The organism is Frondihabitans sp. Leaf304 (assembly GCF_001423105.1).
Classification (GTDB): Bacteria; Actinomycetota; Actinomycetes; order Actinomycetales; family Microbacteriaceae; genus Frondihabitans.
The window spans coordinates 274,744-287,799 of sequence record NZ_LMNV01000002.1 but is presented as its reverse complement, the minus strand read 5'-3'; the positions used below and the strand labels follow the sequence as shown (position 1 = coordinate 287,799).

8 protein-coding genes are annotated in these 13,056 nt (G+C 65.8%); all 8 read left to right on the top strand.

Annotated elements, in window-relative coordinates:
• The first annotated feature begins 115 nt into the window (after positions 1 to 115).
• The 8 genes from rpsA to whiA all read left to right on the top strand — a co-directional run bounded on the left by rpsA (position 116) and on the right by whiA (position 12,747).
• Positions 116 to 1,567 carry a 30S ribosomal protein S1 gene (gene rpsA / locus ASF54_RS01280; RefSeq protein ID WP_055957825.1) on the top strand — a complete coding sequence of 484 codons (1,452 nt, stop codon included), beginning with the start codon at positions 116 to 118 and terminating at the stop codon, positions 1,565 to 1,567.
• A gap of 237 nt (positions 1,568 to 1,804) precedes the next feature.
• Positions 1,805 to 2,428, top strand: a complete 624-nt coding sequence (gene coaE, locus ASF54_RS01275; protein WP_055957822.1) for a dephospho-CoA kinase — start codon at positions 1,805 to 1,807, stop codon at positions 2,426 to 2,428.
• A gap of 109 nt (positions 2,429 to 2,537) precedes the next feature.
• The gene (gene uvrB, locus ASF54_RS01270; RefSeq protein WP_055957819.1) at positions 2,538 to 4,604 is read left to right on the top strand and encodes an excinuclease ABC subunit UvrB; all 2,067 of its coding nucleotides are present in this window, start codon (positions 2,538 to 2,540) and stop codon (positions 4,602 to 4,604) included.
• On the top strand, positions 4,594 to 5,514 hold the full coding sequence (locus ASF54_RS01265; RefSeq protein ID WP_055957816.1) for an SDR family NAD(P)-dependent oxidoreductase: 921 nt from the start codon (positions 4,594 to 4,596) through the stop codon (positions 5,512 to 5,514). The genes uvrB and ASF54_RS01265 overlap by 11 nt, the downstream gene beginning before the upstream one ends.
• Before the next feature lie 218 nt (positions 5,515 to 5,732).
• Positions 5,733 to 8,690 (top strand): excinuclease ABC subunit UvrA, encoded by a 2,958-nt coding sequence (gene uvrA, locus ASF54_RS01260; protein ID WP_084816108.1) that lies wholly within the window; start codon positions 5,733 to 5,735, stop codon positions 8,688 to 8,690.
• A gap of 6 nt (positions 8,691 to 8,696) precedes the next feature.
• A complete protein-coding gene (gene uvrC / locus ASF54_RS01255) occupies positions 8,697 to 10,670 on the top strand; it encodes an excinuclease ABC subunit UvrC (protein WP_084815862.1) in 1,974 nt (657 codons plus the stop codon).
• Positions 10,671 to 10,725: 55 nt separating this feature from the next.
• A complete protein-coding gene (gene rapZ / locus ASF54_RS01250) occupies positions 10,726 to 11,607 on the top strand; it encodes an RNase adapter RapZ (protein WP_055957812.1) in 882 nt (293 codons plus the stop codon).
• A 159-nt stretch (positions 11,608 to 11,766) separates the two neighbouring features.
• On the top strand, positions 11,767 to 12,747 hold the full coding sequence (gene whiA, locus ASF54_RS01245) for a DNA-binding protein WhiA (RefSeq protein WP_055957811.1): 981 nt from the start codon (positions 11,767 to 11,769) through the stop codon (positions 12,745 to 12,747).
• The last annotated feature ends 309 nt before the right edge of the window (positions 12,748 to 13,056 follow it).

The window sequence follows — 13,056 nt, the reverse complement described above, 5'->3', positions numbered from 1 at the left end:
ACTGCGTCGAATCATCCGCACGCTGCACTCTCACACACCCCTGGCACGCCGACTCCGGTCGATCCATGTCAGCGAGATGCGGCCCGAGAAATGCCCAAAACGGAGCAACCACTACATGACAATCGTAACGACCAAGGCACCCAAGCAGGTCGCCATCAACGACATCGGATCTGCTGAAGACTTCCTTGCCGCGGTCGAAAAGACTCTCAAGTTCTTCAACGACGGAGACCTCATCGAGGGCACCGTCGTCAAGATCGACCGCGACGAGGTTCTCCTCGACGTCGGGTACAAGACCGAGGGTGTCATCCCCTCTCGCGAACTCTCGATCAAGCACGACGTCGACCCCACCGAGGTCGTCAACGTCGGCGACACGGTCGAAGCCCTCGTCCTCCAGAAGGAAGACAAAGAAGGCCGCCTGATCCTCTCCAAGAAGCGTGCTCAGTACGAGCGTGCCTGGGGAGACGTCGAGAAGATCAAAGACGCCGACGGCGTCGTCACCGGAACGGTCATCGAGGTCGTCAAGGGCGGTCTCATCGTCGACATCGGTCTCCGAGGCTTCCTGCCCGCGTCGCTCATCGAGCTTCGCCGCGTGCGCGACCTCACGCCGTACCTCGGCCAGGAGATCGAGGCCAAGATCCTCGAGCTCGACAAGAACCGCAACAACGTGGTCCTGTCGCGTCGCGCTCTGCTCGAGCAGACGCAGTCCGAGAGCCGCACCTCGTTCCTCAACAACCTCCACAAGGGCCAGGTCCGCAAGGGCATCGTGTCGTCGATCGTCAACTTCGGTGCGTTCGTCGACCTGGGCGGCGTCGACGGTCTCGTCCACGTCTCCGAGCTCTCCTGGAAGCACATCGAGCACGCCTCCGAGGTCGTCGAGGTGGGCCAAGAGGTCACCGTCGAGATCCTCGAGGTCGACCTCGAGCGCGAGCGCGTGTCGCTGTCGCTCAAGGCCACCCAGGAAGACCCGTGGCAGGTCTTCGCTCGTACGCACGCCATCGGTCAGGTTGCTCCCGGCAAGGTCACGAAGCTCGTTCCGTTCGGTGCGTTCGTTCGCGTCGCCGACGGCATCGAGGGTCTCGTCCACATCTCCGAGCTCTCCGCCAAGCACGTCGAGCTCGCCGAGCAGGTCGTGTCGGTCGGCGACGAGGTGTTCGTCAAGGTCATCGACATCGACCTCGAGCGTCGCCGCATCTCGCTGAGCCTCAAGCAGGCCAACGAGGGTGTCGACCCCGAGGGCACCGAGTTCGACCCGGCTCTCTACGGCATGCTCACGGAGTACGACGACCAGGGCAACTACAAGTACCCCGAGGGCTTCGACCCCGAGACCAACGAGTGGCGCGAGGGCTTCGAGTCCCAGCGCGAGAAGTGGGAGCAGGACTACGCTGCCGCCCAGGCTCGCTGGGAAGCACACAAGAAGCAGGTTGCCGCTTCGCTCGTCGAAGAGGCCACCGCGTTCGAGGCTCCGACCGGTTCGTCCTTCTCGGCCGAGTCCGCTTCGGGTGCCGGCACGCTCGCCGACGACGAGTCGCTCGCCGCTCTGCGTGAGCGTCTCTCGAGCAACAACTAGTCACACCGCCAGCCCCTCGGGGCTCGGCATCCGCAACGGCGGCTCACCCTCGGGTGGGTCGCCGTTCGGCGTTGAGCGGCGCGGCAGTGCGGCAGTGCGGTGGTGCCACCCTTGGCCGCGCGAGATGGCCGGATCTCCCAGCTCGAGCGCCGATACCCGTCGTCTCGGCCATCTCGCCATCACGGTGGCGGCGACACCGACCAGCCGATCTCCTCGGGCGGGCACTAGGGTGTTGCTGTGTTCGTAGTGGGGCTGACCGGCGGGATCGCAGCAGGCAAGACTCTCGTCTCGACGCGGCTCGCCAGCCACGGCGCGGCGCACATCGACGCTGACAAGCTCGCGCGCGAAGTTGTCGAGCCGGGCAGCGCCGGGCTCCGGGCAATCGCCGAGCGATTCGGGCCGACCGTGCTGAGCGACGACGGTTCGCTCGACCGGGCCGCGTTGGGGTCGATCGTCTTCGCGGATCCTGATGCCCGACTCGCTCTCGAGGCGATCACTCACCCCGCCGTCCGTCAGCTGAGCCAGCAGCGCATGCGCGAGGCAGTTGCAGACGACGCCTCCCGGGTCGTGGTGTACGACGTTCCGTTGCTCGTCGAGTCTCGCGGCGCGGGGGATTTCGACCACGTCGTGGTCGTGCACACGCCGCGTGACGAGCGCATCTCGCGCCTCGTCGACCTGCGCGGAATGACCCGGGCCGATGCCGAACGCCGCGTGGATGCGCAGGCGACCGACGAGGCCCGGCTCGCTGTGGCCGACGACGTCGTCGACTCCTCGACGAGCATCGAGTCGACTCTCGAACAGACCGATCAACTTGCCGAGAGACTGCAGGCTCTTGCCCGCGCGAAGGTGTGTCGACAGTAGGCGGGACGGCCCGAAAATACCCGAGGATCCGACGCCTGTTCGCTCCCAGCACCCCGGGGCGGGCTGCTCGAGTCGGACGAGTGTCGGCGGTCGCTCGTAGACTTGTTCTATGGAACCGACTCGCAGTGTGCGCCCCTTCGAAGTGGTCAGCGAGTACCAGCCGAGCGGCGATCAGCCTGCCGCTATCGCTGAGCTCGCCGGCCGTATCAACGCCGGAGAAACCGATGTCGTCCTTCTCGGCGCCACCGGCACGGGCAAGTCGGCGACCACGGCGTGGCTCGTCGAGCAGGTGCAGCGCCCCACGCTCGTGCTGGCCCACAACAAGACCCTGGCGGCCCAGCTGGCCAACGAGTTCCGTGAGCTCTTCCCGCACAATGCAGTCGAGTACTTCGTGTCGTACTACGACTACTACCAGCCTGAGGCGTACGTGCCTCAGACCGACACCTTCATCGAGAAAGACTCCTCGATCAACGCCGAGGTCGAACGGCTGCGTCACTCGACGACCAACTCGCTCCTGAGCCGGCGCGACGTGATCGTGGTCTCGACCGTCTCCTGCATCTACGGTCTCGGCACCCCCGAGGGGTACATGGAGGCGATGATCGCCCTCCAGGTCGGTATGTCGATTCCGCGCGACCAGCTCGTTCGGCGATTCGTGGCGATGCAATACCAGCGCAACGACATCGACTTCTCCCGTGGCAACTTCCGCGTGCGAGGCGACACGATTGAGATCATCCCGATGTACGAAGAGCTCGCGATTCGCATCGAGATGTTCGGCGACGAGATCGAGGCGCTGTACTACCTGCATCCCCTCACGGGTGATGTCGTCCGCACGATCGACGCGGTCTCCGTGTTCCCCGGGTCGCACTACGTGGCGGGCACCGATGTCATGCATCGCGCCATCGGCACGATCAAAGAGGAGCTCGCCGAGCGGCTCGCCGAGCTCGACAAGCAGGGCAAGCTGCTCGAGTCGCAGCGGCTGCGCATGCGCACCACGTTCGACCTCGAGATGATGGAGCAGATCGGCTTCTGCAACGGCATTGAAAACTACTCGGCGCACATCGACGGCCGTCAACCGGGCGAGGCTCCGCACTGTCTGCTCGACTACTTCGCCGACGACTTCCTCGTGGTCATCGACGAGTCGCACGTCACCGTGCCCCAGATCGGTGCCATGTACGAGGGCGATGCCTCACGAAAGCGCACCCTCGTCGACCATGGCTTCCGCCTTCCGAGCGCGCTCGACAACCGCCCTCTCAAGTTCGAGGAGTTCCTCAACCGCGTCGGCCAGAAGGTCTACCTGTCGGCGACCCCGGGGCGCTACGAGCTCGGCATCACCGACAGCGTCGTTGAGCAGATCATCCGCCCGACCGGCCTCATCGACCCCAAGATCATCGTCAAGCCGTCCGAAGGCCAGATTGACGACCTCCTTGAAGAAATCAAGATCCGGGTCGACAAAAACGAGCGGGTGCTCGTCACGACCCTGACGAAGAAGATGTCCGAAGAGCTCACCGACTTCCTCACCGAAGCCGGCGTCCGGGTGCGGTATCTCCACTCCGATGTCGACACGCTTCGTCGCGTTGAGCTCCTGACCGAGCTCCGCCAGGGCGTCTACGACGTCCTGGTCGGCATCAACCTTCTTCGAGAGGGCCTCGACCTTCCCGAGGTGTCTCTCGTCGCGATCCTCGACGCCGACAAAGAGGGCTTCCTGCGATCGTCGACGTCGCTCATCCAGACGATCGGCCGCGCAGCCCGCAACGTGTCGGGTGAGGTGCACATGTACGCCGACAAGATGACCGATTCGATGGCTCAGGCTCTCGACGAGACCGAGCGGCGCCGCGACAAGCAGATCGCCTACAACCTGGAGCGTGGCATCGACCCGCAGCCGCTCCGCAAGAAGATCGCCGACATCACCGAGATCCTGGCCCGGGAGGGCGCCGACACGGCCGAGCTCCTCGCTGGCCGGCAGGGCTCCAAGCGGGCCCCGACGCCGAACCTGCGCCGTGAGGGGAAGGCCGCTGCCGCCGCTGGCGGTATCGAATCGATCATCGCCGACCTCAACGACCAGATGCTCCAAGCCGCGGCCGAGCTGAAATTCGAATTGGCCGGGCGTCTCCGCGACGAGGTCGCCGAGTTGAAGAAAGACCTTCGCGGCATGGAGGCGGCCGGGCATGTCCGCTGAGTCCGACGACGGGTCGCCGAGGCGTCGCGTCGTTGTCACGGGAGCAAACGCCGGTCTCGGGTATTTCGTGACCGAGCAGCTTGCCGCCACGGGAGTGACCGTCGTCATGGCGTGCCGTGATCGGGGCCGGGCCGAGGCAGCTGCCTCCCGCGTACGCGAGCGCGTTCCCGGGGCCGATCTCGAGATCGTCGTCGCCGACCTGGCCGACCTCGACTCGGTCCGCCGGGCCGCCCTCGAGATCCGGTCCGGGGGAGCGGTCGACACCCTCGTGGCCAATGCCGGAGTCGTCGGTTCACGGAAGCGCGCCACTACGGCCGACGGTTTCGAGCTGCAGTTCGGTACGAACCACCTCGGGCACTTTGCTCTGATCGCTCACCTGCTCCCCGACCTGACGGCCGCTGACGCGGGGCGGATCATCCACCTCGGCAGCATCAGCCACCGGTGGGTCCGGCTCGACCTCGACGATCCCATGATGGTGAGCCGCTACCGCAACTATGTGGCCTACGCCCGGTCGAAGCTCGCTGTCATGACGTTCGGGTTCGAGCTCGACCGCCGTCTCCGCGAGGCGGGTTCATCGGTTCGAAGCATCGTCGCCCACCCCGGCTTCGCCCTCGAAAACCTCACCGAGCAGCGCCCCGGCATCGTCCGGCGGCGATGGCTGCCCGCACCCGTCGTGGGGCTCATGCGCACGGTTTCTCAGGGCAAAGACCAGGGCGCTCGCCCGCTGACGCTGGCGGCGACGGGCGCCGACGTCGCCGGCGGGGAATACTGGGGGCCAGACGGGTGGTTCCAGCTCACCGGCGCTCCCGCGGTCGTTCGGGCCAAGAAACACGCTCGCAACCGGAGGGCGGCAGCGCGGCTCTGGAACCTCTCCGCCCGTCTCACCCGCCTGCAGCCCATCATCGGCTGAGCCTCCACTTTTTCTCACCACCGCCTCACGAAGGCCCCCTCCCTAGAATGGACAGAGTGTCGATTTCACCCGCCAACAAGGCCGCCAGCGTGTCTCAGAAGCGTGACTCCACGAACCGGGGCTCCCAGAACAGGGGTTCCGAGAAACGCGATGGCGCTCCCACCGGCATCGAGGGCAGCGACATCACCGCCGTCGACTTCAGCACCGTTCACGCGAGCATCGCCGATCCCGGTGACGTTTCGACTCTGAGCGTTCAAGGCGCGCGCGTCCACAACCTCCAGAACGTCGATCTCGCCATCCCTCGAGACTCGCTGGTTGTCTTCACGGGCCTGAGCGGATCGGGCAAGTCGTCCCTCGCATTCGACACGATCTTCGCCGAGGGGCAGCGGCGCTACGTCGAGTCGCTCTCGGCCTACGCTCGTCAATTTCTTGGCCAGGTCGACCGACCCGACGTCGACTTCATCGAGGGCCTGAGCCCTGCCGTGTCGATCGACCAGAAGTCGACGAACCGCAACCCTCGCTCGACAGTCGGCACGATCACCGAGATCTACGACTACATGCGCCTTCTCTGGGCGCGCATCGGCGTGCCCCACTGCCCCGTCTGTGGTGAGCCGATCGCCAAGCAGAGCGTGCAGCAGATCGCCGACCAGCTGATGACCCTCGAGAGTGGGCGCCGCTTCCAGGTGCTCAGTCCGATCATCTCGCAGAAGAAGGGCGAGTTCGTCGACCTCTTCAAAGAGCTCGCGTCGTCGGGCTACTCCCGTGCGATCGTCGACGGCGAGCAGATCCAGCTGAGCTCGCCGCCCAAGCTCAAAAAGCAGATCAAGCACGACATCTCCGTCGTCGTCGACCGCCTCGTCTCTTCCGACGACATGCTGCAGCGTCTCACCGACTCGCTCGAGACAGCCCTTCGCCTGACCGACGGCCTCGTGACGATTAACTTCGTCGACGAGGTCGGCACGGCCGCCTACCGGACGTTCTCCGAAAAGCTCTCCTGCCCGAACAACCACCCGCTTCAGCTCACCGAGATCGAACCGCGTACCTTCTCGTTCAATGCCCCGTTCGGCGCGTGCCCCGAGTGCTCCGGCCTCGGTACGAAGATGTCGGTCGACTCCGACCTCCTCCTTGGCGACGAAGAGCTCAGCCTGGCCGAGGGCGTGATCCTCCCCTGGACCCAGTCGGGCAAGGGCCTCTACAACTACTTCCAGAAGCTCCTCGAGGGCTTGGCGGGCGACCTCGGCTTCAAGCTGAAAACCCCCTGGCGCGATCTGTCGCCCGAGGTGCAGAAAGCCGTGCTCGAGGGCAACGACTTCGAAGTGACCGTTCGCTACCGCAACCGCTTCGGCCGCGAGATGAAGTACTCGACCGGCTTCGAGGGTGTCATGCCCTACATCGAGCGCAAGTACGCCGAGGCCGAGAGCGACTCGCAGCGCCAGCGCTACGCCAGCTACCTCCGCGAGATTCCCTGCGTCGTCTGCAAGGGCAAGCGCTTGAAGCCCGAGGTCCTGGCTGTGCTGGTGAACGGCCACAGCATCGCCGACGTCTCCGAGCTCAGCCTCACCAACTCGTTCGCCTTCATGAACGACATCGAGCTCACCACCCGGGAAGCGCGCATCGCAGCTCAGGTGCTCCGTGAGATCCGCGTCCGACTGGAGTTCCTGCTGGAGGTCGGCCTGACCTATCTCTCGCTTTCTCGGTCGGCCGGTTCCCTCTCCGGTGGCGAGGCCCAGCGCATCCGTCTGGCGACTCAGATCGGCTCCGGCCTGACCGGAGTGCTCTACGTGCTCGACGAACCGTCGATCGGTCTGCACCAGCGCGACAACCGTCGGTTGATCGACACTCTCGTGAAGCTCAAGAACCTCGGCAATACGTTGATCGTGGTCGAGCACGACGAAGACACCATTCGCACCGCCGACTGGATCGTCGACATCGGCCCCGGAGCGGGCGTCAACGGCGGCACGGTCGTGCACTCGGGGAGCTACGAGGCGCTCCTCGCCAATACGTCGTCATACACCGGTGACTATCTCGCGGGGCGACGCTCCATCGCGACGCCGACGAAGCGCCGCCCGATTGACAAGAAGCGCATGATCACCGTGGTCGGCGCGCGGGCCAACAACCTCGTTGACGTAACGGTCGACTTCCCCCTCGGAACCTTCGTCGCCGTCACCGGGGTGAGCGGTTCCGGAAAGTCGTCGCTGGTCAACGACATCCTCTACAAGGTCCTCGCCAACAACTTGAACGGCGCTCGTCAGATCCCCGGCAAGCACACTCGGGTCACCGGCCTCGACAACCTCGACAAGGTCGTGCATGTCGACCAGGCCCCGATCGGCCGCACCCCGCGGTCGAACCCGGCCACCTACACCGGTGTCTTCGACAAGATCCGCAACCTCTTCGCGGAGACGGTTGAGGCGAAGGCCCGCGGGTATCTGCCGGGCCGGTTCAGCTTCAACGTCAAGGGTGGGCGCTGCGAGAACTGCGCGGGTGACGGCACCATCAAGATCGAGATGAACTTCTTGCCCGACGTCTACGTCGCCTGCGAGGTCTGCGGCGGAGATCGCTACAACCGCGACACCCTCCAGGTGCACTACAAGGGCAAGAACATCTCCGAGGTGCTCGACATGCCGATCAGCGAGGCCGCCGAGTTCTTCGCCCCGATCAGCTCGATCTCGCGGTTCATGTCGACTCTGGTCGACGTCGGTCTCGGCTACGTCCGACTCGGTCAGAGCGCCACGACTCTCTCGGGTGGCGAGGCGCAGCGCGTCAAGCTCGCGACGGAGCTGCAGAAACGCTCCAACGGTCGAAGCATCTACGTGCTCGACGAGCCCACGACGGGCCTTCACTTTGAAGACGTCCGCAAGCTCCTGCTCGTGCTGAACGGCCTCGTCGAGAAGGGCAACACGGTCATCACCATCGAGCACAACCTCGACGTGATCAAGTCGGCTGACTGGCTGATCGACATGGGCCCCGAGGGCGGTGCCGGCGGTGGTCGGGTGCTGGCGACGGGCACCCCCGAGCACCTCGCGACAGTCCCCGAGAGCCACACGGGTCGATTCCTCGCCGAGATCTTGTCGATGCCGAGGGGCGAGATTCCTGCACCGGCGAAGAAGGGGTCGATCGACGCCGCGGCGGGCTCCAAGGCGAAGGGACGCCCGCGCACCAAGGCCTTGGCGAAGTAGGCGGCGATGTCGAACACTGTCTCCTGGCGCCCCAAGGCGAGCGATATTCCCACCGATCCCGGTGTGTATCGATGGCGCGACGAGCGCGGTCGAGTGCTCTACGTCGGCAAGGCGAAAAATCTCCGAGCCCGACTGAGCAACTACTTTGCTCCGCTGCCGTCTCTGCACGAGCGGACTCGACGAATGGTGCTCACTGCCAGGAGTGTCGAGTGGACCACCGTCGGCACCGACATCGAGGCACTCCAGCTCGAGTACACCTGGATCAAGGAGTTCGACCCGCCCTTCAACGTCAAGTTCCGTGACGACAAGTCGTATCCGTTCATGGCGATCACGCTGGCCGATGAGGCGCCCCGTGTGATGGTGACCCGCAACACCCGCATCAAGGGCGCCAAGTACTTCGGCCCGTTCCCGAAGATCTGGGCGGTGCACGACACCATCGACCTGATGATCAAGGTCTTCCCGATCCGGACCTGCTCCGACTCGAGCTACAAGAAGGCCATGGAGACCGGCAAGCCCTGCTTCCCGGGTCAGATCGGGCGGTGCGGCGGCCCGTGCTCCGGGCGGGTGACGATCGACGAGCACCGCGTGATCGTCGACGAGTTCGTCCGCTTCATGGGCAGTTACGACCGTCGGGTGATCGCCGACCGACAAAAGCAGATGAAGCTCGCGGCCGACGAGTTCCGTTACGAAGACGCCGCGAAGTATCGCGATCAGGTCGGCGCCCTCGAAGCGGTCCTCGAGAAATCGGCCGTGGTGCTTCGCGACTCGGTCGACCTCGACCTCTTCGCGGTGGCCGAAGACGAGCTCGCCGCGGCGGTTCAGCTCTTCACGGTCCGGGGCGGTCGCATCCGCGGTGCACGAGCGTGGGTGATCGACAAAGAGATCGAGATCTCGACCGGAGACATCGTCGAGCAGGCTCTCCAAGACGTCTACGCCGCCGGTGCCGAACTCCCGCGTGAGATCGTCGTGCCGACCCTGCCCGACGACTCCGAGGCTCTCGAGGTCTGGCTCTCCAACCTCCGGACGACCGGCAGCACAGACGGTCGAGTCCGAGGGCGTGTGGCTCTGCACACACCTCAGCGGGGCGACAAGGCCAACCTCATGCAGACGGCGTCCAACAACGCCGGGCAGGCCCTGATGCTCTACAAGACCAGACGCAGTGCCGACTTCGCCACCCGTTCGACGGCTCTGGCCGACATCCAAGAGGCTCTCGGCATGGGCGACGCACCGTTGCGGATGGAGTGCTACGACGTGTCGCACCTGCAGGGCACCAACATCGTCGCGTCGATGGTGGTCTTCGAAGACGGCCTTCCTCGCAAAGACCAGTACCGCCGCTTCAGCATCCCCTCTTCGACCGACGACACCGAGTCGATCTATCAGACGCTCACACGGCGCCTTGCGCGACTCGACGACGAGACGGCACCGGTCGAAGAAGTGGGGGAGCAGCGCAAGCGTTTCGCGTACCGCCCCAATCTCCTCATCGTCGACGGTGGCCAGCCCCAGGTCGCCGCCGCGCAGCGCGCGATGGACGACCTCGGCGTGACCGGGATTCAGCTCTGCGGCATCGCGAAACGACTCGAAGAGATCTGGCTCCCCGACGACGACTTCCCGGTCATCCTGCCTCGCAACTCCGACGCGCTGTTCCTCATCCAGCGGATCCGAGACGAGGCGCACCGGTTCGCGATCACGTTCCAGCGGCAGAAGCGCAAGCGCGACATCTCGAGTCAGCTCGCCGAGATCCCCGGCTTAGGCGCCACCCGCGTCAGCGTCCTCCTCAAGCACTTCGGGTCGGTGGCGCGCCTCAAGAAGGCCACGGCCTCCGACATCTCCGAGGTGAAGGGCATCGGTCCGAGGCTCGCGGCGAGCATTGTCGAGACGCTGGGCACGGCGTCGCAGCCGGCCACCTCAGAGACAGAACCGGAAGACCACGACGAGCTTCAGGATCCTGCGCTGTCGCCTTCAACACGAGAGACTGTGTGATGCGCGGCCCGGGTAAGCTCGCCCCGTCGTCGAGAAGCCAGCGAGAGGCCCGGCCGTGAGTGAAACCACCGAACAGCAGGACGTCCTGATCGTCACCGGCATGTCGGGAGCGGGGCGGTCGACGGTCGGAAACGCGCTCGAAGACCTCGGCTGGTACGTCGTCGATAATCTTCCTGCGCAGATGCTGCGACCGCTGATCGACCTGGCTGAGCGGGCCGGCGACTCGTTGCCGAAGATCGCGGCCGTCGTCGATGTGCGTGGCGGGCGGCTCTTCTCCGAGGCGCAGGAGGCCGTCCGGGCGTTGCAGGAGTCCATGCCCACGAAGGTCCGGGTGCTGTTCCTCGATGCGACCGATGCGGCGCTCGTGCGCCGGTTCGAGCAGGTCCGCCGACCGCACCCGCTTCAGGGCGACGGCACCCTTCTCGATGGCATTCTGGCCGAACGAAGCCGAATGGAAGAGTTGCGGGAGTCGAGCGACATCGTCGTCGACACGTCCGAACTCAACATCCACCAGCTCGCCACCGTCATCACCGAGCGCTTCGCCGCACCCGAGACTCCGGGCGTGCAGGTGACGGTGCTCAGCTTCGGCTTCAAGTACGGCCTGCCGACCGACGCCGACATGGTCGGCGACGCACGATTCCTGCCCAATCCTTTCTGGGTGCCCGAGCTCCGGCCGCAAAACGGCCTCGACAAGGCAGTCAACGAGTATGTGCTGGGCCAACCGGGAGCCCGCGAGTTCGTCACCGCTTTCGGTGCTGCGCTCGAGCCGGTCATGGCCGGCTATCAGCGCGAAAACAAGAGACACGCTACGATCGCCATTGGCTGCACGGGCGGAAAACACCGATCGGTGACCCTCGTCGGAGAGCTGGCCGCGCACCTGCGCGAGCTCCCCGGAGTAGCCGTCAGCGTCAAACACCGCGACCTCGGTCGAGAGTGAGACGGTGATCTCCTCCTGACCGCGACAACCCGGCTCAGGGCCACCACCCGGGCATGACGCCCATGGCCAGAACCCTCGGCCATCCACCTGTTCGATCGAGCAGACCGCCACGACGGCCACCACCCCGGCCGCCCACTCCGACCACGTAAGGAACCACCCTTGGCTCAGACCGCCGACGTCAAAGAAGAACTTGCCCGCGTGGAGGTCTCGAAGACCACGGTGCGGGCCGCCGAAGTGGCCACGGTTCTTCGCTTCGCCGGTGGTCTGCACGTGATCTCCGGGCGCATCGCCGTCGAAGCGGAACTCGACAGCGCGCTGCTCGCCCGCCGAGTCCGCAAAGATCTCGCCGAGCTCTACGGTGCTCGAAGCGACGTCTCGGTCGTCGCCGCCACCGGCCTGCGCCGCACCAGCCACTACCTCGTCCGCGTGCACGAGGCCGGCGAGACCCTCGCACGACAGACCGGCCTCATGGATGCCCGCCGACGTCCTGTCCGCGGCCTCCCGAACCGTCTCACCACCGGCTCCCGCGAAGACCTGGCGGCGATCTGGCGCGGTGCCTTCCTCGCCCAGGGCAGCCTGACCGATCCCGGTCGCTCCGCCGCCCTCGAGGTGATCTGCCCCGGCAACGAGGCGGCTATGGCTCTCGTCGGCGCGGCCGGTCGCCTCGGCATCGCCGCGAAAGCCCGCGAGGTCAGGGGAGTGCATCGCGTCGTCATCCGCGACGGCGAAGCCATCGGTGCCATGCTCAAGCAGATGGGTGCTGCCAAGAGCGTGAGCGACTGGGAGGCCCTCCGTCAGCGACGCGAGGTGCGCGCCACGGCCAACCGTCTCGTCAACTTCGACGACGCCAACCTCCGACGGTCGGCCCAGGCCGCGGTCGCCGCCTGCGCTCGTGTCGACCGCGCGATGGAGATCCTCGGGCCCGACATCCCCGATCACCTCAAGTACGCCGGAGAGCTCCGCCTCGCTCACCGCGACGCCAGCCTCGACGAGCTCGGCCACCACGCCGACCCGCCCATGACCAAAGACGCGGTCGCCGGTCGCATCCGACGCCTCCTCGCCATGGCCGACAAGAAGGCCGCCGACGAGGGCATCCCCGGCACCGAAGCGAATCTGCCGGCCGACCTCGATCTCGACTGAACTTATTTGGCCGGCGGTGGTCGGGTGGCGCCGCCGCGAGAGTGCGCAAATGGGCCCCTGCCGAAGCTACCGACGACCACTTGGGCACTGTCGCGGTAGCTCGGGTGCCGGGCAGACGAGGATCCAGCACACGTGTGGCGGATCCTGCGCCCCTGGCCCGTCGGCCGCCCCGAGCGTGTCGGAGACCAGCCGCCCTGGCCAATACCGACCAGATCAGCACGACGTTTCCTGAACGTTCGCGTCAGGCCCGATCATCGTTCTCTGAGCCGTCACTAGACTGAAAAGACCGCGATAGCTAGGAGACCACGA

What these genes read in the sequence shown, in the direction of transcription:
- rpsA (WP_055957825.1), top strand. Translation starts at nt 116, where the DNA reads ATGACAATCGTAACGACCAAGGCACCCAAGCAGGTCGCCATCAACGAC.
- ASF54_RS01265 (WP_055957816.1), top strand. Translation starts at nt 4,594, where the DNA reads ATGTCCGCTGAGTCCGACGACGGGTCGCCGAGGCGTCGCGTCGTTGTC.
- uvrC (WP_084815862.1), top strand. Translation starts at nt 8,697, where the DNA reads ATGTCGAACACTGTCTCCTGGCGCCCCAAGGCGAGCGATATTCCCACC.
- uvrB (WP_055957819.1), top strand. Translation starts at nt 2,538, where the DNA reads ATGGAACCGACTCGCAGTGTGCGCCCCTTCGAAGTGGTCAGCGAGTAC.